This is a genomic window from Streptomyces sp. NBC_01478, assembly GCF_036227225.1.
Classification (GTDB): domain Bacteria; phylum Actinomycetota; class Actinomycetes; order Streptomycetales; family Streptomycetaceae; genus Streptomyces.
In genome coordinates this window covers 3,617,663-3,637,863 of sequence record NZ_CP109444.1, presented here as the reverse complement: position 1 = coordinate 3,637,863, position 20,201 = coordinate 3,617,663, and the positions used below count along the sequence as shown (strand labels likewise).

Genomic DNA, 20,201 nt, shown 5'->3' with positions numbered 1-20,201 from the left:
ACGGCTCCGTCCGCCGGGAACCGCGTGACGTCCGATCGGCGAAGAACATATGTTGATCGGCGTTGATCGTTGCTTTCATCCGCTGTGCGGAGCTTGCGTGGAAGTGGGTGGGCCTGTGGGGCGCCCTGAAATACCGGTGGACCGGGACGCGGGTCCCGTGCAGCGGCTTGCTCATGAGCTGCGTGAGCTGCGTCGGGCCGCAGGCGGTCCGTCGTACCGGGCCATGGCCGACGCGGCGGGATTCACGGCGGCAACGTTGTCACGGGCGGCCGGTGGGGAACGGCTGCCGTCGCTCGCGGTGCTTCAGGGATATGTGCGGGCGTGCGGGGGCGACCCGGGGGAGTGGGAGTCGCGCTGGGCGGCGGCCGAGGCGGAGACGGCCCGCGCGCCACGGGACGACGACGAGGACGAGGTGTCGCCGTACCGGGGGCTCATGCGGTTCGAGCCGGGGGACCGGGAGGTGTTCTTCGGGCGGGACCGGCTGATCGGGGAGCTGAGCGAGCTGGTGTGCGGGCACCGGTTCGCGGTGCTGTTCGGGGCCTCCGGGAGCGGCAAGTCGTCGTTGGTGCGGGCCGGGTTGATCCCCAGGCTCCAGGACGAGATCGCGCGCCGGGGGCGTCCGGCGGCGCTGCGGGTGTTCACCCCGGGGGCCCGGCCGGTCCGGACGTACGGTCATCTGCTGGCACCGGCGGAGGGCGAGCCGGACAGTTACGTGATCGTGGACCAGTTCGAGGAGGTCTTCACGCTCTGCCGGGACGAGGCCGAACGGGCCCGGTTCATCGACCTGTTGCTCACCGCCCGCGAGCCCGGCAGCCGGCTGAAGGTGCTCATCGCCGTACGCGCCGACTTCTATCCGCGCTGTGCCGAGCACCGGGAACTGGCGCACGCGCTGTGCGGGGCCGCGATGCTGGTCGGGCCGATGAGCGCGGAGGAGCTGCGGGATGTCGTGGTCAGGCCCGCACAGGCCGCCGGGCTCATCGTGGAACGGGAGTTGACCGCACGGCTCGTCGAGGAGGTGCTGGGCGAGCCCGGCGGCCTGCCGATGCTCTCGCACGCCCTGCTGGAGACCTGGCGCCGCCGCCGCAGCCGGATGCTGACCCTGGCCGCGTACGAGGCGGTAGGCGGAGTACACGGCGCGATCGCGGCAACCGCCGAGGAGGCCTACGGCAACCTGTCCGAACCGGAGGCGCGCACCGCCCGGCAGGTGCTGCTGCGGATGGTCGAACCGGGGCGGGACGCGTCCGGTGCCTGGCGGCCACCGGCTCGGGCGGATGCGGGTGACCGGGTGGGGTTGCCGGCGGGCGTCTCGGATGCGGGGCGTTCGTCGGTTGATGCCGAACCTGCCGGTGGGGTGGGCCTGTTGGCGGGTGCGCTTGGTGCGCGGCGTTCGTCGGCGGGAGTCTCCGATGCCCGGCGTTCGTCGTCTGATGCCGAACTCGCCGACGGGGTGGACCCGTTGACGTACGTTCCGGATCCTCGGCGTTCGCCGTCCCGCGGGGGACTCGGCGGCCGGGTGGCCTCACCCGCACCCACCCCCGACACCCGCCGCCCCCTGCCCCACACCGAACTCACCAACTGGCCGGACCCCGCACTCCCGTTGGTCCTCGACACGCTCACCCGTGCCCGGCTGCTCACCAGTGACGAGGACGGGGTGCACCTCGCCCACGAGGCGCTGATCACCTGTTGGCCGCGGCTGCGGGACTGGGTCGAGGAGGATCGGGAACGGCTGTTGCAGCACCGGCGGTTGGCGGAGGCCGCCCGGGTCTGGCTGGAGCACGACCGGGATCCCGGTGCCCTGTACCGGGGCGCCGGCCTGCGCCGGGCCGAGGAGTTGTTTCCCGGGTACGTCGACGATCCCGCGCTCACCACACCCGAACGGGCCTTCCTCGTCGCCGCGTTCGAGGCGCGGGACGCGGAACACCGGGCCGGGGTGCGGACCGTGCGCCGGGGGCGGGCCCTGGTGGCGATGCTCTCCGCGGTGCTGGTGGTGGCGCTGGTCGCCGGTGTGGTCGCCTGGGAGCAGCACCGTGACAGCCTGCGCAAGAGCACGGACGATACGGCCCGCCGGGTCGCCGAGGTCGCCGACTCCCTGCGCACCACCGAGCCGCGCACCGCTCAGCTCCTCGGTCTCGCCGCCTGGCGCACCGCCCAACTGCCCGAGACCCGGCGCGCGTTGCTCGGCTCCCTCGCGCAACCGGAGACGGACAGTTTCACCGATCCCGATCCCGATCCCGAGCCCGAGCCGGACACCGAGTCCGGGGACAGTTCCGCGCGCTTCCTCGTCGACTCCGGTCGTACCCTGCTCGGCGTCGACGGCCGCACCTGGCGGACCTGGAACGTGGCCACCCGCCGCCGTACCGCCTCGGGCCGGCTGCCCGTCGGACGGGTCACCTCGGTCTCGCCGGACGGACGGCTGTTCGCGGTCTATGAGGAGAGCGGCCCGGACCGGATCAGGTTGTGGGACGCGGTCGCCGGGCGGTGGCGGACCGGTGACACCGCGGGGGCGACGGTCGACATCGTGGACCTCGGTGCCCACGGTTTCGTGGAGAGCGATGCCGACGACGACCGGGTGCGGCTGCGCTCCGCTGCCGGCGGTCGGGTGCTGCTGTCTGCCCGGGCTCCCAACTCGGCCGACCTGGCGCAGAGTTCGGACGGGCGGCTCGCCGCCGTCTGCCCCACCGGGCATGCCCCGCAGGTCTGGGACCTCGCGCACCATCGCACACTGACCGGCGCCTGGGAGAAGGCCGGTGTCCTCTGCCACGACGACGACCGTTCGTCCGTGGTGTTCGGAGGCGGTGGTGGCGGCGGACGGTTCGCCGTTGTCGGCGACAGCGGGGTGGATGTCTGGGACACGGCATCCGGGCGTCAGGTCGCCCAGTTCGACGCCCCGGACGTCGAGTCCGCCGCGTTCAGCCCGGACGGTGCCTTCCTCGCCACGGTCGACAACGACGAGATCAAGGTGTGGCGGCTGTCCGACACCTCCGCACCCGTCTTCCGCCACGCCCTGAACAACCAGGTCCTCGCCCCCGGCGCCCTCGCCTGGGACCCCGACCACCCCCGCCTGCGCTACCTCGAAGCCGGCACCGTCCACACCCTCGACGTCGCCGCGGCCACCACCACGTCCTGGCGCGACCACCCCGACGACGACGTCCTGCTCAGCCCCGACGGCCGTACCCTCGCCACCGCGGAACGCACCGGCGCCGGCTACCGCATCCGGCTCCGCGCCACCGCCACCGGCCGCGTCACGCACACCCTCCCCGCTCCACCCGCGCCCGTCTCCAGCGACCCCGCCGAACCGGTCGAACCCGCCTACACACTGCCCCTGCTCGCGTTCAGCCCCGACGGCCGCACACTCGCCTACGGCGTCTCCGCCCCCGGCCGGACCACCACCGCCCAGCCCGTCACGCTCTGGGACCTGACCCGCGACCGCGCACGGACCACCCTCGACCTGGCCTCACCGTCGTCCCGGGACGGGGCCGCCGTCGTCAGCCTCGCCCTCGGCCCCGGCTCCCGCACCCTGTACGCCGTTCGCGCCCCCGTCCTCCGCGACTTGAGGACGGAGGCCTGGGACACCGGACGCCACCGGCGGACCGCCGCCTTCCCGACACCGGGCGATCATCTGGCCGTACGGCCCGACGGACGGCTCCTCGTCGGCGACGACCGTGTCCTGCGGCCGCCCTCCGGCACGGTCGACGTGTCCGACCTCGCCCAGGGCGGCGAGATCGGCGCCCTCGCCTTCGCGCCCGACGGCTCCCGCCTGGCGGTCGGCGACGACACCGGCCGGGTCACCCTGTGGGACGGGACCGGCCGACACCGGACCGGCGTGCTCCGCAACGTCTTCCCGGCCCCCCTCGGCGACCACCCCGAGTCGGTCAGCGCCCTCGCGCTCAGCCCCGACGGCCGCACCCTCGCCGTCGGCGGCGACACCGGCACCCTCCAGCTCTGGGACACCACCACCGCACAACCCCTCGGCGACCCCCTGCCCACCCCCGGCGACGCCATCGACTCCCTCGCCTTCAGCGCCGACAGCACCACCCTCTACGCCGCCGGCCGCCACGTCCCCCTCCAGCACTACACCGTCGACCCGGCCCGCGCGGTCCCGCTGATCTGCACCCGCACGAGCGACGCCGAACTGACCAGGACCCAGTGGCACACCTACCTCCCGAACCTGCCGTACCGGAGGCTGTGCGCCAGGTGACGGATGCCCTACGACCCTCAGGCCGCCGCCGATGAGTTGCGACGGGTGCGGACGCGGGCGGTCGAGAGGCGGGCGGTGGCCGGTGGGGCCAGGGCTGGGCTGCGGCCCGCCGATGTGACCCGCCGCGAGGACACCGCCGCAGGGAACGGAGATCGTCGTGCCGAAGAGCCAAATCGGGGTCCGGGGCCCTGTCGGTGGCGATCCGGGGTCCGGAGCGCCCCCCGCGCGCCCCGGACCGTGGACCCCCCCATTCCCCGTCGTCGTTCAGCTCTTCGGTGCCCCCGTCCCGTACGGGGGGAATCGGCGCCGGATGTGCTGCGGTCGAGTGTCCCCGGCATATCGACCGCAGCACGCGCCCCGGGTTCGCCCGAAGGCATGATGAGTGCGCCCGTTCCCCCATGGGGCGTGCCCCCGTGCCCGTAGGCTCCGGCACAGACAGCTTCCCCGGTCTTCGGGCCGGTCCGGAGGGGTCGGGTGTTGCCAGCGGGTAATTGGCAACACCGCTCGGGTGGTGTGTTGTTGGGGGGATGGTCATCGAGCACGACGGGTTCGGCGCCGAGTTACGCCGGCGCCGCATCGCGGCCGGCATGTCGCTGAGTGAGCTGGCCGGCAAGGTGTACTGCAGCCGCAGCTTTCTGAGCCGTGTGGAGACCGGGCGCCGCAGGGCGTCCCTGGAGTTGGCCCAGCTCTGCGACGAGGTGCTGGGCGCCAAGGGAGCGCTGGTCGGGCTGGCACCGCCGCCCGGCTCCGAGGCCGTACCGAAAGCGGTTCGGGGCGGGGCGGGTGAGGGGTCGCCCGGGGCGGTCAAGTCACCTGAGAAGGACGGGCGTTGGGCGGTCGGGCAGGACCGCGCCGAGTTCCGGCGGCTGCTCAGGCGGGGCGACCTCAGCCATACCGCGGGCGAGATGCGGGAGGCCGAACGGCACTACACGGCCGCGTACCGCAGCGCCGAGGGCGACCCGCGGGCGCAGGCCGAGGCCGTGATCAGGATGGCCCGCCGCTGGTCCGATCCCGGACAGGTCGACCGTGAGCTGATCCAGTCGATCCGCGGGTGCCTGGCCGCGCTGGACGGCGACGGCGGCGCCGAGGCCGCGGGGCTGCGGCTGCGGCTCGAAGCGCATCTGGCGAAGAAGATGGCCCTCGCGGTCAGCCAGGACACCGCGGCGGGACTCGCCGGACCCGCCGAGGGAGCGCGGTTGGCCGAGGACACACTGCGCCGATTACCGGACGAGGGCGACGACGAGGTGCGCTGTGAAGTCCTCACCGAGTGCCGCTGGGCACGCTACGACTTCATGCCGGCCCCCGAGTCGTTGACGCTCTCCGAGCGACTGCGCGAGGCCGCGGCCCGGCACGACTCGCCGCACTTCCGCGGTGAGGCCCTCATGGCCGTGGCCATCGACCAACTGCGCAACGGCAGGATCTTCAGCGCCCTCGCCACCGCGAACCAGTACCGCAAGCACGCCGCGGACACCCACAGCGCCCTCGCGCTCTGGCAGCGGCACACCCTCGACGCCCTCCTCGACCTGTGGCACGGCCGGTTCGACGCCGCCGCCCAGTGGATCTTCGTGGAGTCGCTGAAGTTCATCGAACTGCTCCGCGCCGACTACGCCGTGCCCGCGGACAACCTCACCCAGACCCGCCTCGGCCAGGCCTACTGGCTGCTGAGGCAGCAGGGCCGGCTGGCCGAGCTGTTCACCTCCGACCTGGCCGGCGACGTCGAGCGGCACTCCTACTTCCCGGTCTGGCGGGCGGGGCTGGCCCTCGCCCTGTGCGAGACGGGGCAGTACGCCGAGGGGGCGGACCTGTTCCTGGGCTGCGTCGCCGACGTCGACCGGTTCCCGCCGTCGGGCTGGGCGGTGCCCGCGCTCGTCCTGCTGGCGGAGGTCTGCGCGGCACTGGACCTCCAGGGCGGATTCGAGACGGAGCTGGCGGGGGTGCTGCCCGTGCTCCGTGCCCGCCTCGCGCCGCACGACGGCGAGCAGATCGCCCTGGGCGGCTGGCCCACGGTCCTCGTCGGCCCGACCGCCCGGGCCTGCGGTGTCCTCGCGCTGGCCGCGGGCGAGCCGGAGACCGCCCTCGATCACTTCCGCCAGGGGGCGGTCCCGGCCCGTTCCTCCCAGCCGGAACTCGCCCGCCTCCGCCTGGCCCAGGCCCGCGCCCTGCGCCGCGTGGGCGGCCCGGGGAGCGATCCGCACGCGGTACGGCTGCTGCAGGAGGCGGCGCGGGGGGCGGAGACGTACGGGATGACGTGGCTCGGGGGGCAGAGCCTGGCGTTGCTGGAGGCGCCGGGGCGGGCGTGAGGGCGGGGGCGAGGGCGGGGCGCTTGTTTCGGCGCCCGCCCAACGCCCCCGGAGGTTGATGGAGTTGGTGTGCATGGGCCGTGTTTATGCTGTGAACTAGGTCACATCTATTCGGGTGTTGGGGATCTGGTTCCGGCGCCCTCCCGGCACCCCCGATGTCACCCGAACCGCCCTCTACCCCTCGCCTCACCCTGTGTAATCAGCCAAAACGTCTTCGTGGCCAAGGAATCGGCGAGGGTGCGGCCGAACTATCTACGCGCATAGTGTTCCGAGTGGCCTAAACCTGTGCGCCTGACGGGGTTTGTGGGGTCCCTTGACCCCGATCGGATGGCTCGGTTTCATAACTCACCAACTGCGCGGGGGGCTCGGGCGCCCGTCGTGAATCCGCAGGGTGTTTTTGGCATTCCTGGCGTGCTGCGCCGTCAACTCCCCAGTGTGTGCAGGCGTGTTGACGTGTCCGGCTGCCCGTCTGGATATGTCGCGCGCCACCCCGGAAAGGAAATACGCCGGTGTCGCAGTTCTTCACCGCAGCTCCTATTCCCTGCCGTGCCGTCGGGTGCCGGTGGGCGAGGTGAGCCGACATCGGGGTACGCCCGCACAGCCGGAGGCGGGAACGAAGGCCGGGCGGGGGCGCAGTATCCGCGCCTCGCTCATCACGCTCGCGGTGGTGCCGGCGACGGCGATGGTCCTGCTGTGGGTCAGTGGTTCGTACGCGCTCTTCGACCAGTGGCACAACGCCAACAGCGTCGGGCAGGCGGCGAAGACCACGTACGCCCTGGTGCCGGCGGTCGGCGAGTTCCAGAAGGAACGGCAGCTGACGATCAGTCTGTTGGCCTCGCACGGTAGCTCCACCGCCCTTGAGGCGCAGCGGCGCCGGACGGACGCCGTACTCGCCGGGTTCCGCAAGGCGGATTCCGCTTCCGACGGTGAGGGATCGGCGCAGTACCGGGCCCAGTTGACCACCGTACGGGAGCGGCTCACCCGGCTGGCCACCGAACGGACCGCGGTCGACGGCGGGAAGGCCAGCCGGCAGGACGCCTACACCGTCTACTCCGACGCCGTGGCGTCGGTGCTGAACCTCTTCGGCATGCTGAGCCTCGACGCAGGTGACGCGGCCACCGCGGCCGGCGCCGGCCACGCCCTGGCGTTCCTGCGCGGGGCGGAGGCGCTCACGCAGGAGGAGGCGATCCTCGGCGGAGTCGCCGGGTCCGGGAAGTTGAGCGTCCAGGAACGGTCGGAGCTGGCGGATGCCGAGGCCGTCCGGGACTCCGTGCTGTCCAACGAGGTGGAGCCCTACCTGCCCACCGACCTGGGCGCGCAGTTGGGCAAGGCCATGAGCGGCTCGGACTGGACCGCCATGGCGGCCTTCGAGAAGACCGTCGGTACGGCGTCCGCCGCGCACGACGGCACGATCGCCGTGCCCTCCGTCCCGGCCGCCCGCGCCGCCGCCCCGGGGCGCGTGTCCGGCGCGGTACAGGCCGTGGAGGGCCAGTACCTGGACAAGGTCACCAAGGACTCCGCGCACCGGACCCACATGGTGCTCGTCAAGGCAATGCTCGGCAGTGCGGTCGCGCTGGTGGCCGTGCTCGCCGTGGCCCTGCTCTCCTGGCGCATCGCCCGGTCCCTCCTCGGCCGCATGTCCCGGCTGCGTACGGCGACGCTCGAACTCGCCGACGAACGGCTGCCCGAACTGATCACCCGGCTGCGCACCCAGGGCAAGCGGGCCGAACTCGACGACCTGCCCGAACTCGACTTCGGCACCGACGAGTTGGGCAAGGTCGCGGAGGCCTTCAACAGCGCCCAGCGGACCGCCGTGAGCGTCGCGCTGGAACAGGCCTCGCTGCGCGAGGGAGCGCGGCTGGTGTTCCACAACATGTCGCGCCGTATCCAGCTCCTCGTGCACCGGCAGCTCACGGTGATCGACTCCATGGAGCGCAAGGAGCAGGACCCCGAACTCCTCTCCGATCTCTACCGGGTCGACCACCTCGCGACCCGGATGCGGCGCAACGCGGAGAGCCTCACCGTGCTGTCCGGCGCGGCACCCCGGCGCCGTTGGAAGCACGCGGTGCCGCTCGCGGACCTGCTGCGCAGCGCGGTGTCCGAGATCGAGGGCTACGCCCGGGTCGTGGTCGAACCCCTGCCGCCGATCGCGGTGTTGGGACCGGCGGTCGGCGACACGATCCACCTCATGGCCGAACTCATCGAGAACGGCGTGACGTTCTCCCCTCCGCACACCGAAGTCCGGGTACGGGCACTGCCGGTGGCGCAGGGGTACGCCATCGAGGTCGAGGACCGCGGGCTCGGTCTGTCGGCCGACGAGTACGCGGCGGCCAACGAACTCCTGCACCACCCCAAGGACTTCAGCTTCACCACCCTCGGCGAGGACCCACGCCTGGGCCTCTTCACCGTCGGCCACCTCGCCCAACGCCACGGCGTCACTGCCAGCCTCCAGGCGTCGTCGTACGGCGGCTCCCTCGCGGTCGTGGTCCTCCCGCACGCCCTCACGGAGCCGGCGGCGGACACACTCCCACCGACGCTGGACGCGAGGGCGGAACGGCATCTGGCTTCGGTCGCCGGGTCGGCGACGGGGGCGGTAACCGGCTCGGGTTCGGGTTCGGTGACCGGTTTGACGATGGGTTCGGGGCAGGGACAGGGGCAGGGTTCAGGGTCGGGCAACGGCTCGGGCAGGGGCCCGGCTGCCGGGACGGACACGGGTTCGGTGACCGGTCCGGTCTCCGGTTCGGGACGCGGCGGGGTGACGGCCGGCGGAATGCCGATGCGCGTCCGCACCCGCCCCGGACCGCAGACCCAGTCCACCTCCACCTCCGGCGCCTCGGCGAGGACTTCTGCGGGCCCCGGCGACACAACACCTTTCGCGGACTCACGTGAGACCGGGTCCTCGGCGGACTCTCGTGGGTCCGGGGCGTCTGCGGACTTCCGTACGGCCGGGTCCTCTTCGGACTTCCGTACGGCCGGACTCGCCGGGGACGCTCATCCGGCCGGCTCCTTCGCCGACTCGCGCGAGGCCGGACCGTTCGCGGATTCCCGTGAGGCGGGGTCCTCAGCAGGTCCCCGTGCAGGTGGTCCCTTCGCGGGCTCCCGTGACGGCGGCTCCTCGGCAGACCGCAGTGCTGCCGGATTCCCGGCGGATTCTCGCGAGGCGGGACCGTTCGGGGGCTCTCGCGAGGGCGGGCCCTTCGCGGACTCGCGCGAGACCGGCTCCTCGGCAGGTCCCCGTGCAGGTGGTCCCTTCGCCGGTGCCCGTGATGGCGGCGCTTCCGCAGGCCCCCGTGCGGACGGATCCCCTACGGGCCCTCGTGGGGACGGACTTCCCGCAGGTTCCCGCGCGGGCGGCCCCTTCACCGGTGCCCGTGATGCCGGCGTCTCCGCAGGCCCCCGCGCCGACGCACCCCCCGCAGGCGCCCGCGGCCTCGTCCCCTTCCCGCACTCCCGTGTTTCGGGTGCCGCCTCGGGATCGCCCTCAGACGCCCACCCGGCCGCCCCTTCCCCCGGTGCCCGTGCCGGCGGCGGATCCAGTCGGCTTCCTCGGCGGGTGCGGCAGGCGCATCTCGCGCCGCAGTTGCGGGCGCGGCCGTCGGAGGCGGACGGGGAGTACGGGGCGGGGCGGGAGGCCGAGCGGCGGCCGGAGCAGGCGCGGTCGATGCTGGCCGCGTTGCGGGACGGCACCCGTCGGGCCCGCGCGGAGGAAGTGCCCGCGCCCGCCTGGCCCGCGTCGCTGCGCGGCGACGCCCCCAGGCCGGCGTCGCCACGAGAAGGAACTCCCCGGCCCCCGGCACCGCGAGCGGAAACCCCCGCGCCCACCTGGAACACGGCCCCGCCCGAGCGGCGTCAGTTGCCCACCCGTCCCCGTCCGACAAGGAACACCCCATGACTGCGCCCAACACCACGCACGGCGGACTGGCCTGGCTGCTGGACAACCTGATCGAGCGGATCCCCGAGACCCTGCACGCCATCGTCCTGTCGGAGGACGGCCTGCTCGTCGGCTCCTCCGAACGGCTCGCGCAGGACGACGCCGAGCAACTCGCCGCCATTTCCTCGGGAGTTCACTCGCTCGCGCTCGGCACCAGCCGGCACTTCGGCGGCGGCCGGGTGCAGCAGACCGTCATCGAGATGGACGACCTCTTCCTCTTCGTCACCACCGCCGGCGGCGGCGCCCGCCTCGCCGTACTCGCCACCTCCCAGGTGGACGTCGGCAACGTCGGCTACGAGATGACCATGGTCGTACGGCAGGTGGGGCAGTTCCTCAGCGCGGCCCCCCGGTTCCCGGAGTACAGCGGTGCGCCCTTCGCGGGTGAGCATGAATGAGACATTGGTCCGAGGAAGATCCGTGGGAGGACGAAGACCCCGCGCTGCTCGTCCGTCCGTACACGGTCACCGGCGGCCGCACCCCGACCTTCCACTCCGGCATCGAACTGATCACCCTGATCAGCACCGTCCGGCCACCGACCCGCGAACAGCGCCTCCAGCCCGAACAGAACCGGCTGCTCGCGCTCTGCCGTACACCCACCGCGCTGGTGGAGGTCGCCGCCCGGCTCGACCAGCCCGTCGCGGTCATCCGGGTGCTCCTCGATGACCTCCTGGACAACGAACTCGTCTCCGTCTCCCCGCCCGCCGCGGCCGGTACCCCCGACGCCCGTTTCCTCCAGGCAGTGATCGATGGCATTCGTAGAATCTGACCGCCGCTCCACCACGGTCGCGCCCAACGCCGCCACGGCCAAGATCCTCGTCGCGGGCGGCTTCGGCGTCGGCAAGACCACCCTCGTCGGCGCGATCAGCGAGACCACGCCCCTGCGGACCGAGGAACTCATCACCGAGGCCAGCGTCGGTGTCGACAACCTCGCCGGGGTGGAGCAGAAGACCACGACGACCGTCGCCATGGACTTCGGCCGGATCACGCTCAGTTCGGCCCTCGTGGTCTATCTCTTCGGGGCCCCCGGGCAGGACCGGTTCTGGTTCATGTGGGACGACCTGTCCCGCGGCGCGCTCGGCGCGGTCGTCCTCGCCGACACCCGGCGACTGGAGAACTGCTTCCCCTCCGTCGACTTCTTCGAGCACCGCGGCATCCCCTTCGCCGTCGGCGTCAACTGCTTCAACGGCGTCTGCGAAGAGGACCCCGAGGAGATCCGCACCGCACTCGACCTCGCCCCCGACATACCGCTCGTCCTCTGCGACGCCCGCGACCGGGAGTCGGTGAAGACGGTGCTGCTCGCCCTGCTCGAACACGTCATGCGGGGGCTGGCGGCGGAGGCGTCGGCATAGCCGTACGACCAGGCAGCCCTACGGTCAGGAAGGCTTCGTCGCCGATACGGCCGTCGCGGTCAGCGTGCCGTCGCACTCCGCGAACTGCCCGTCGTCCAGCGCGACTTGGTGTGCCCCGGCGCCGGGCAGCCCGATCACCATCGTCGGGTAGATCACCGGCGCCGAACCGGACGCGCAGTAGCCGTCCCCCTCGCCCTGCACCTGCACGAAGGTCAGCTTCAGCCAGGCCCGGCCGCCCGGGGCGAGTCGCACGGGAGAGGCGGAGCCGACGGGGGTGACCTGGAGGGGGACGTTGAGCTCCGGGGAGCCGTTCGCCGCGCCGGCGACCGTGGGGTGACCCTGGAGAACGCAGGGCTTGGTGGCGGTGTTGGTGAACTGCACGATCGCCGCCCCGGTGCCGGTGCCCTGCGGGCGGTCGGCGGCCTGATAGGCGCTCGCCTTCAGGGAGTCGGCCGCGCAGGTCGTCACCGCCGAGCTCGTGGGTACCCCCGAGCCCGTGGGCACGGACGCGCTCGGGGACCCGGTGGATCCCGTAGACCCGGAAGATCCCGTGGCCCCGGTGGATCCCGTGGACCCGGAGGAAACAGGGGACCCGGCGCCGGTGTCGGTGTCGCCCGGTTGGCACCCCGTCACCACGAACACCGCCGCCGACACCATGGCCAGCGCCACCACGCCCCCACGGATGCTGTTCTTCTGCATGACGTCCCCCGAACTTGCCGCGTACGGACCGGCTCTCACCGGCATTCGCGGAGAGAGACAGGTCCGTCGCACCCGGGGTTTCACCCACGTACGTGCTGTGACGCAATGGTTACGCTCAGTCGAAGCTGGCGAAGTAGGCCGCAGCCATGTCCTCGTCGCCGTGCCCCTGCGCCGCCGCCCGCGCGAACCGCTCCGCGCCCGCCGCCGCAACATCCAGCCGTACGCCGTTGGCCGCGCCCGCCTGCACGATCAGCCGGGCGTCCTTCTCCGCCGTCGTGACCGCGAAACTCGCCGGAGTCAGTTGGCCGCCCAGGATCGCGGCCGACTTGGCGTGCAGATAACCCATGTCGAGAGGGCCGCCCGCGATGAGGTCGAGGAAGCTCTGGGGGTTCACGTCCAGGGCCTTGGACAGGGCCAGCGCCTCGCCCGCCGCGTTCGTCACGGCCAGCACCCAACTGTTGGCGACCAGCTTCAGCCGGGTCGCCGTCGCCGCGGCGCCCTCCTCGCCCACCCACATCGTGCGGGCGCCGACCGCGTCGAACACCGGGGTCACCGCCGCGCGGCCACTCTCCGGGCCCGCCGCCAGGACCGTCAACTGGCCCGCCTCGGCGGGCTGGCGGGTGCCGAGGACGGGGGCGTCGTAGAAGACGAGGTCGTGGCGGTTCGCGAACTCGGCCAGTTCGGCGACCGATTCGAGGCCCGAGGTCGTCGACTGGATCCACGCGGCGCCGGGGCGCAGGGCGGGGGCGGCCTCGCGCATCACCTCCAGGACGGTGTCGCCGTCGTAGAGCATCGTGAGGATCACATCCGCGTCGCGCACGGCCTCCGCCACCGTGTCGGTGACGTGCGCGCCGTCGGCGGACAGCGGGTCGGCCTTGGCACGGGTCCGGTTCCAGGCGCGGACGGCGTGCCCGGCCCGGGCGAGATTGCGGGCCATCGCGGCGCCCATGATGCCGGTGCCCAGGACGCCTACGGTGAGCTTTTCGGAGGTCATGACTCGGCTTTCGTCCTCGACGGTGTTGTCGAGGACCAGGGTGCCAGGGCGCCGCGCGCCTAGCCTCCCGGCAGGGCGCGGCGGCACCCCTCGGCTTTGGGCGGCGCGCGCGGCACCTGTCGGCTTTGGGCGGGGCGTGCGGCACCCGCCGCCCCGTGACCCGCCGTCCGTCAGCCGGTCACCGTGAACCAAGTCGAGCGGGACTTCTGCCACTCCTCGTGGGTGAGATCCTTCGCCTCGGTGCCGTCGTCGTACAGGTCGGCCGCGCCGTCGTCGGTGATCAACTGGGCGCGGGCGCCCGCGACCGTCAGGTCCGGTACGTCGACGACCGCCTCCCAGGCGCCCGGGTCCGTGGTCGGCAGGTCGCGCAGCTTGACCGGCTGGTCGGCGGCGTTGCCGGTCCAGGAGTAGAGGGCGTACGGGTCGGAGTTGTCGTCGGCGGCCCAGGAACCGGCGACGATCAGATACTGGTTCGCCGCGTTCTTGCGGATGTCGCGCACCGAGAGGCCCCCGAGGTCCAGCTCGATCGGCGTGCCGAAAGTCGCGGCGGTGCCGTTCGCGACCACCTTGTCGATGTTGGTGACCGGGACGAGGAGCGCCTTGCCGCCCGCCACCGCGGGGGCGAGGGGTGCTCGGAAACCGAGGTACGCCGTCGTCGTCGAGCCCGGCGCGAACTCCAGGCCCTCCACGTTGAATCCGTCGATCTCCTTGGGCACTTCACCGTCCGCCGTACCCGCCGCGAACCCGTACCGGTTGCCGTTCGCCTTGTCCCACGCCACCAGGTTGTCGCGCAGCTTGCCGTACGAACTGCCGTAGGAGAGCCCCGTGTTGGCGCCCGTACCGGTCACCTTCGTGGTGAAGACCGTGTTCCGGGCCGCCTTGTACTCGCCGTCCTTGTTGTTGCCCAGCGAGCCGGTCCAGTAGATCGTGTCGCCGACGCGGGCCGCGCCCTCGATGTCGATCTCCTTGTCGACGCCGATGTCGTCGCTGAAGTCCCAGGTCTTCACCGGCGCCCCGGACGCCGAACGGTCGTACAGGCGAAGGACGTTGGACTCGTCATCCGCTACGACGACATAGCCGCCGCCCACGTCGACCGCGGCGGAGGCGTCGCTGGAACCGGTGAAGTAGCGCGTGTCGGTGGGCTGTTGGACGGAGGCGGAGGCCGCGTAGTGCAGGGTCTTGGTGGCCGTCTTGCCGCCGAGTCCCGTGACCTTCACCGTCAGGTCGGTGTAGCCCTGCGCGGCCGCCGCGACGGCGAGTTGACGGGTCGCGCCGGTGCCGGTGACGGTCACCGCGCTCGTCGGCGCCACGGACGTCTTGCTGCTCTTGCTCGCCGCGACCGTCAACGCGCCGACGTCCGCGCCGCTCTGAGCGACCGTCACCTGGACCGCCGGATCACCGACCCCACCCACCGCGCCCGACAGGTACGTGGCCGAAAGGGAGATGGTCGGTGTGCCGTAACTCGCCGCGTGCGCCTGGGTGTTGAGGCCCAGGCCGGCGGCGGCGAGGGCGAGGCAGGTGCCCGCCACGGCGACCGTCCTGCGCCCACTGGAGAAAACTCCGTCGGGGAAAACGTAGTCCTGCACTGGGACCCCTTCGTCGGCTCGGTGTCGACGAGAAGGTTCAGCGGATCTCATCAACTCCGCGGGGTGTGGGCAGGTCCTGGGGGTGAACAACTGCCGACGGGCCGAGGGAGCGGTCCATGACCCGGGTCAGGTGGCGGGTGAAGACCTCCTGCGTGTCGGGGGTCAGGGTGCGCAGCGCCACCAGCGCGGTGATGACGACGTCGCAGAGTTCGGCCTGGACGTCGTCCCAGGTGTGGGTGACGCCCTTGCGCGGGTTCTGACCGGTCGCGCCGATCACGGCCTCGGCGACCTCGCCGACCTCCTCGGACAGTTTCAGGATGCGGAGGAGCAGGCCCTCCCGGCCGTCGAGGGGACGGTTCGTGTCCACCCAGGTCCAGAGGTCCTCGATACCGGTCCAGAGCCCGGTGGGCTGGTCCTTCTGATCACTCATGGCCCCAGCCTGCCATCAGGTCCCTACTCGTCGAACAGCGTCTCCTGCCCGAACTCCGCAGCCTCCCGCACCCGCCTGTTCCGCAGGCCCACCACCACGGCCGTCGCCGCCCCCGTCACCGCGAGCGCCACCGGGACCATCCAGCCCCGGTTCACCGCGTGGCCGAGCGCGTGGTCCAGGGAGAGCCGGCCCGGGCCGGTGACCGCGAGGCCGGCCGCGGTCAGGGCGAGGGAGGCCGCGTACTCGTAACCGCCGGCCGCCGCGAAGAAGCCGTTGGGCGCGTGCACGGCGGTGGCTCCCGCCATCGCGCCGGCCGCCGCCGCGCCCGCCGCCGGGGTCGCGAGCCCCAGTGCGAGGAGCGCGCCGCCGCCCGCCTCCGCGAGGCCCGCCATCGTGGCGCTCTGCCTGCCGGGGGAGTAGCCCATCGCCTCCATGGCCGCGCCGGTGCCCTCGATCCCGGCGCCGCCGAACCAGCCGAGCAGCTTCTGCGAACCGTGCGCGGCCAGCACGCCGCCGGTACCCAGCCGGAGCAGCAGCAGCCCCAGATCTTGTCGGTCGTAACAGGTCACGGTGACTCCCTGGACGGACGGCGGGGACGGACCCCTGCGGTGCCCCCCGACGTCCCTCCACCGTCGCACCTCCGGCCCGCGGCGGGCCTGCGCAGACCGCCGTTCGGGTGGCGGCCCCCGGGGAACGGTGTGAGTCTGACCGGCATGACGATTCAACCGGCCAAACTCAGCGATCCGGCCGTCCGGGCCTTCGTCGGCGCCGTCAACGCCCATGACCGCGAGGCGTTCCTGGCCCTTCTCACGCCGGACGCGACGATGGCGGACGACGGCTCCGACCGTGACCTCACCGACTGGATCGACCGGGAGATCTTCTCCTCCCACGGCCACATGGAAGTGGAACGCGAGTCGAACGGCGGCCGCGCTCTCGTCGCCAACTACTCCAACGACGCGTGGGGCGAGATGCGCACCCGGTGGAGCTTCACGGTCGGCGAGGACGGCAGGATCGCCCGCTTCGAGACCGGGCAGGCCTGACCGTCGTAAAGAACATCGCCCTGATGTAAAAGGCGTCGCCCCGACGTAAAAACCCTTGCCCTGAAGTGCGCTCCAACTCCTAGTGTCCGCAGGCATGGAGACGAACAGCAGGACCCTGGGACGCAGTGGCATCGACGTGAGCGCTCTCGGCTTCGGCTGCTGGGCCATCGGCGGTGAGTGGCAGGACACGAGCGGGCAGCCGCTCGGCTGGGGCAAGGTCGACGACGAGGAGACCGTACGGGCGGTCCGCCGCGCCCTCGACCTGGGGGTGACCTTCTTCGACACCGCCGACACCTACGGCGCGGGGCACAGCGAACGCGTCCTCGGCCGCGCCCTCGGCAAGCGCCGGGACGACGTGGTCCTCGCCACCAAGTGGGGCAACGTCTTCGACGAGGAGACCCGCACCCTCACCGGCTCCGACGACTCCCCGGAGTACGCCCGCCGCGCCCTCACCGCGTCGCTGAAGCGCCTCGACACCGACCACGTCGACCTGTACCAACTCCACCTCTCCGACGCCGATCCCGAGCGCGCCGCCCAACTCCGCGACCAGTGCGAGGAGTTCGTGCGCGAGGGGCTGATCCGCGCCTACGCCTGGAGCACCGACGACCCGGCACGCGCCGCCGTGTTCGCCGAGGGGGAGCACTGCGCGGCCGTACAGCACGCGGCGAACGTGTTGCAGGACGCCCCTGAAATGTTCGCCCTGTGCGAGGAGTTGGGCCTCGCCAGCATCAACCGCAGCCCGTTGGCCATGGGCCTGCTCACCGGAAAGCAGGCGCCGGGACGGGAGTTGGAGGCCGGCGACATCCGCAACACGCCCCCGGCCTGGATGCAGGGCTTCAAGCAGGGCGCCGGGGCCGACGAGGACTACGTCGCCCGCGTCGACGCCCTGCGCGAGATCCTCACCTCCGACGGCCGCACCCCCGCCCAGGGCGCCCTCGGCTGGCTGTGGGCCCGCAGCCCGCGCACCGTACCGATCCCGGGCTTCCGCTCGGTCGCGCAGGCGGAGCAGAACGCGGGCGCGATCGCGAAGGGGCCGCTCACCGCAGGGCAGTTGGTCGAGATCGACCGCGTGCTCGGCAGGTGAACGGCCCCGACGGGACGAACAGGTGGGCTCAGTAACCCTGGTTGCCGTGTTCCGCGTACTGCTGCTGAGGGGTGAACTGGCCGTTGCCGCGGCCCTGCTCGGTCAGCGTGATCTGGCCGGCCTTGATGGTGGCCAGGCGCGGGGCGCGGCGGGCGATCGACGAGTCGTGGGTAACCATGATGAAGGTCAGCCCGTACTCGTGCCACAGGCCTTCGAGCAGGCCCATGATGTCGTCGCGGGTGCCCTCGTCGAGGTTGCCGGTGGGCTCGTCGGCGAGGAGCACCTTCGGCTTCTTCACCAGCGCGCGGGCGATCGCGACGCGCTGCTGCTGGCCGCCGGAGAGTTCGGAGGGGGCGTGCTTGAGGCGGTCGCCGAGACCGACCGAGGTCAGCGCCTCGGCCGCCCGCTCGCGGCGCTCGGCCGGCTTGACGCCGAGCGGGACCAGGGCCGTCTCGACGTTCTCCTGCGCGGTGAGCGTCGGGATGAGGTTGAAGGACTGGAAGATGATGCCGATCTTCTCGGCGCGCAGCCGGGTCAGCTTGGCCTCGCTGATGGTGGCGAGGTTGACGCCGTCCAGCTCGACACTGCCCTCGGAGGGGCGGTCCAGGCCGCCGATCATCTGGAGCAGCGTCGACTTGCCGCCGCCGGTGGGGCCCTGGATGACGAGCTGGTCGCCGTCCTCGATCGTGAGGTCGACGCCGCGCAGCGCCTCGACCGTCTCCTTGCCCCGCGAGTAGCGCTTGGTGACGCCGGTGAGCTTGTACATGGGATCTCCGTCGTGAAGAACGTCTGTGAAGAAGAGGGGCGGGGCGCCGCCGCCCGGGGGGAACGGTGGCGGCGCCCCGGATCAGGGGGTGCGGCGGCCTATGACAGCGGCCGCACCACGGACGGCCGCCGTCCTACGACACGCTGCGCAGCGCGTCCGCCGGACGCATCCGGGAGGCACGCCAGCCGCCCATCGCGCCGGCGATCAGACCGCCGGTGACGGCCAGGCCGACCGCGAGGGCGATCGTGGTCAGCGAGACCGGCGCGTTCAGAGCGATCTCCAGGGTGTTCTGGGTGGCCTGCTGGCCGGGGCCGCCGCCCTGACCGCCGCCGGGGCCGCCCTGGCCGCCGCCACCGCCGGTGGAACCGAGCTGCGCGGTCAGCTTGGGGCTGATCGCGGTGACCGTGTAGGCCGCCGCGAGACCGAGCGCGATACCGAGACCGCCGCCGATCAGACCGTTGACCATGGACTCGCCGACGACCTGCCGGGTCACCTTGCGGCTCGGCCAGCCGAGCGCCTTCAGCGTGCCGAACTCACGCACCCGGCGGGACACCGCCGACGAGGTCAGCAGCGCGGCCACGAGGAACGCGGCGATCAGGACCGCGATCGACAGCCACTTGCCCACGCTGGTCGCCAGGTTGGAGGCGGTGGACAGCGAACCGGACACGGTGGACGCGAGATCGGCGGAGGTGGTGACCGTCGTACCCGAGATGTTCTTCTGGATCGTCGTCTTGACGGCCGAGATCTGCTTGGAGTCGGTCGCCTTGACGTAGATCGTGCTGACCTTGTCCTTCGAGTCGCCCAGCGTCTGCGCCTGCTTCAGCGGCAGGTACACGTCGACCGTGGACTCGCTGCTGTTGGGCGTCGCGATGCCGATGACCGTGAACTTGGTGCCGGAGATCGAGAAGGTCGAACCGACCTTGTACTTCTTCGACTTGGCGTACGACGCGCTGACGACGGCGACCTTCGCGTTGGTCTGCGCGGTGGCGAAGGTCTTGCCGGAGGTGATCTTCGACGTGGACAGCGGGCCGAGCGTCTGGTCGGTGACGTCGATGCCGGCGACCGAGTACGAGTTCACGTTGAAGTTGGCGCCGCCGCCCTGAACCTGGGGCTGGCCGGTGGAGCCGGTGCCCGTCCCGCCGCCGGGGCCGCCCTGCTGCTGCGAGGAACCCGAGGTGGTGGAGGACTTCGCCTTGCCCTGGGTGAAGGAGCCGTCGACCTTGGTGACGTTCAGCGTGAGCGCGCCGACCGCGGCGGACACGCCCTTCTGCGCGCCGACCTTGGTGACCAGGGAGGACGCGAGGACCTGACCGCCCTGCGTGTTCACCCGGTCCGTGCTCTGCGAGGTGCTGCTGGAGGAGGTGGCGCCGAACTTGAAGCTGGGACCCTGAGTGCTGCCGGCCTTGGGGGCCGACTGCGCCTTGGTCACGGTCATGTCAGTTCCGAGACCGTAAAGAGACTTGAGGACCTTGTCCTGAGCCTGATTCATGCCGGCCGACACCGAGTTGACGGTGATGACCAGCGCGATACCGAGCGCCAGACCCATGGCGATGACCAGGGCCGCCTTCTTGCGCCGGCTCAGCTCGCGCTTGAGATAGATGCCAAACATCCCATTCCCCAAAGGTTCTTGGCGCCCGCTGTGGGCGCGGCCACAAGCTATGGAGGAACCTTTGAGTCGACCTGAGTAAAGGATGTGTCTGGCCTGAGAAAAAGACGCCCGAAATCAGAATTCTGTCAGACAGCTCATTCCTAAGCTGTCGAGGGTCTCCTGCCAGGAAACCCCTGTTCAATGGCCTGCTGACATGGGTTCCCGTGCCCTCACCA

At 71.9% G+C, this 20,201-nt stretch carries 15 protein-coding genes; 8 read left to right on the top strand and 7 right to left on the bottom strand.

Annotation, left to right across the window (positions count from 1 at the left end):
• Positions 1-115: 115 nt before the first annotated feature.
• The 6 genes from OG223_RS16360 to OG223_RS16335 all read left to right on the top strand — a co-directional run bounded on the left by OG223_RS16360 (position 116) and on the right by OG223_RS16335 (position 11,778).
• Complete coding sequence (locus OG223_RS16360; protein ID WP_329248499.1) at positions 116-4,198, top strand: nSTAND1 domain-containing NTPase; 4,083 nt, start codon at positions 116-118, stop codon at positions 4,196-4,198.
• Positions 4,199-4,725: 527 nt separating this feature from the next.
• Positions 4,726-6,498 (top strand): helix-turn-helix domain-containing protein, encoded by a 1,773-nt coding sequence (locus OG223_RS16355; RefSeq protein WP_329248496.1) that lies wholly within the window; start codon positions 4,726-4,728, stop codon positions 6,496-6,498.
• Positions 6,499-7,069: 571 nt separating this feature from the next.
• On the top strand, positions 7,070-10,390 hold the full coding sequence (locus OG223_RS16350) for a sensor histidine kinase (RefSeq protein ID WP_329248493.1): 3,321 nt from the start codon (positions 7,070-7,072) through the stop codon (positions 10,388-10,390).
• Entirely contained in the window at positions 10,387-10,824 is a 438-nt protein-coding gene (locus tag OG223_RS16345) for a roadblock/LC7 domain-containing protein (protein ID WP_329248490.1), read from the top strand. Before OG223_RS16350 ends, OG223_RS16345 begins: the two co-directional genes overlap by 4 nt.
• The gene (locus tag OG223_RS16340) at positions 10,821-11,195 is read left to right on the top strand and encodes a DUF742 domain-containing protein (RefSeq protein ID WP_329248487.1); all 375 of its coding nucleotides are present in this window, start codon (positions 10,821-10,823) and stop codon (positions 11,193-11,195) included. Before OG223_RS16345 ends, OG223_RS16340 begins: the two co-directional genes overlap by 4 nt.
• The gene (locus OG223_RS16335; RefSeq protein WP_329248484.1) at positions 11,176-11,778 is read left to right on the top strand and encodes a GTP-binding protein; all 603 of its coding nucleotides are present in this window, start codon (positions 11,176-11,178) and stop codon (positions 11,776-11,778) included. The genes OG223_RS16340 and OG223_RS16335 overlap by 20 nt, the downstream gene beginning before the upstream one ends.
• 24 nt (positions 11,779-11,802) lie before the next feature.
• Here OG223_RS16335 and OG223_RS16330 read toward each other — a convergent pair whose 3' ends face one another.
• The 5 genes from OG223_RS16330 to OG223_RS16310 all read right to left on the bottom strand — a co-directional run bounded on the left by OG223_RS16330 (position 11,803) and on the right by OG223_RS16310 (position 16,056).
• Positions 11,803-12,477 (bottom strand): DUF4232 domain-containing protein, encoded by a 675-nt coding sequence (locus OG223_RS16330; protein ID WP_329248481.1) that lies wholly within the window; start codon positions 12,475-12,477, stop codon positions 11,803-11,805.
• A 115-nt stretch (positions 12,478-12,592) separates the two neighbouring features.
• Complete coding sequence (locus tag OG223_RS16325) at positions 12,593-13,471, bottom strand: NAD(P)-dependent oxidoreductase (RefSeq protein ID WP_329248479.1); 879 nt, start codon at positions 13,469-13,471, stop codon at positions 12,593-12,595.
• 170 nt (positions 13,472-13,641) lie between these two features.
• On the bottom strand, positions 13,642-15,000 hold the full coding sequence (locus OG223_RS16320) for a hypothetical protein (protein WP_443073839.1): 1,359 nt from the start codon (positions 14,998-15,000) through the stop codon (positions 13,642-13,644).
• Between the two features lie 94 nt (positions 15,001-15,094).
• The gene (locus OG223_RS16315; protein ID WP_329248472.1) at positions 15,095-15,487 is read right to left on the bottom strand and encodes a MazG-like family protein; all 393 of its coding nucleotides are present in this window, start codon (positions 15,485-15,487) and stop codon (positions 15,095-15,097) included.
• A gap of 23 nt (positions 15,488-15,510) precedes the next feature.
• Positions 15,511-16,056: a DoxX family membrane protein gene (locus OG223_RS16310; RefSeq protein WP_329248469.1), complete on the bottom strand. Its 546-nt coding sequence runs from the start codon at positions 16,054-16,056 to the stop codon at positions 15,511-15,513.
• 144 nt (positions 16,057-16,200) lie between these two features.
• On the opposite strand from OG223_RS16310, the gene OG223_RS16305 reads away from it, so the two are divergent.
• Both OG223_RS16305 and OG223_RS16300 read left to right on the top strand, forming a co-directional pair.
• On the top strand, positions 16,201-16,527 hold the full coding sequence (locus tag OG223_RS16305) for a nuclear transport factor 2 family protein (protein ID WP_329248467.1): 327 nt from the start codon (positions 16,201-16,203) through the stop codon (positions 16,525-16,527).
• Between the two features lie 94 nt (positions 16,528-16,621).
• Positions 16,622-17,611: an aldo/keto reductase gene (locus OG223_RS16300; RefSeq protein WP_329248465.1), complete on the top strand. Its 990-nt coding sequence runs from the start codon at positions 16,622-16,624 to the stop codon at positions 17,609-17,611.
• A 28-nt stretch (positions 17,612-17,639) separates the two neighbouring features.
• On the opposite strand, the gene OG223_RS16295 is transcribed toward OG223_RS16300, so the two are convergent.
• Both OG223_RS16295 and OG223_RS16290 read right to left on the bottom strand, forming a co-directional pair.
• Positions 17,640-18,377: an ABC transporter ATP-binding protein gene (locus OG223_RS16295; RefSeq protein ID WP_329248463.1), complete on the bottom strand. Its 738-nt coding sequence runs from the start codon at positions 18,375-18,377 to the stop codon at positions 17,640-17,642.
• A gap of 133 nt (positions 18,378-18,510) precedes the next feature.
• The gene (locus OG223_RS16290; protein ID WP_329248460.1) at positions 18,511-19,986 is read right to left on the bottom strand and encodes an ABC transporter permease; all 1,476 of its coding nucleotides are present in this window, start codon (positions 19,984-19,986) and stop codon (positions 18,511-18,513) included.
• Positions 19,987-20,201: the final 215 nt, after the last annotated feature.

What these genes read in the sequence shown, in the direction of transcription:
- OG223_RS16355 (WP_329248496.1), top strand. Translation starts at nt 4,726, where the DNA reads ATGGTCATCGAGCACGACGGGTTCGGCGCCGAGTTACGCCGGCGCCGC.
- OG223_RS16345 (WP_329248490.1), top strand. Translation starts at nt 10,387, where the DNA reads ATGACTGCGCCCAACACCACGCACGGCGGACTGGCCTGGCTGCTGGAC.
- OG223_RS16340 (WP_329248487.1), top strand. Translation starts at nt 10,821, where the DNA reads ATGAGACATTGGTCCGAGGAAGATCCGTGGGAGGACGAAGACCCCGCG.
- OG223_RS16335 (WP_329248484.1), top strand. Translation starts at nt 11,176, where the DNA reads ATGGCATTCGTAGAATCTGACCGCCGCTCCACCACGGTCGCGCCCAAC.
- OG223_RS16330 (WP_329248481.1), bottom strand. Translation starts at nt 12,477, where the DNA reads ATGCAGAAGAACAGCATCCGTGGGGGCGTGGTGGCGCTGGCCATGGTG.
- OG223_RS16325 (WP_329248479.1), bottom strand. Translation starts at nt 13,471, where the DNA reads ATGACCTCCGAAAAGCTCACCGTAGGCGTCCTGGGCACCGGCATCATG.
- OG223_RS16315 (WP_329248472.1), bottom strand. Translation starts at nt 15,487, where the DNA reads ATGAGTGATCAGAAGGACCAGCCCACCGGGCTCTGGACCGGTATCGAG.
- OG223_RS16305 (WP_329248467.1), top strand. Translation starts at nt 16,201, where the DNA reads ATGACGATTCAACCGGCCAAACTCAGCGATCCGGCCGTCCGGGCCTTC.
- OG223_RS16300 (WP_329248465.1), top strand. Translation starts at nt 16,622, where the DNA reads ATGGAGACGAACAGCAGGACCCTGGGACGCAGTGGCATCGACGTGAGC.
- OG223_RS16295 (WP_329248463.1), bottom strand. Translation starts at nt 18,377, where the DNA reads ATGTACAAGCTCACCGGCGTCACCAAGCGCTACTCGCGGGGCAAGGAG.
- OG223_RS16290 (WP_329248460.1), bottom strand. Translation starts at nt 19,986, where the DNA reads ATGTTTGGCATCTATCTCAAGCGCGAGCTGAGCCGGCGCAAGAAGGCG.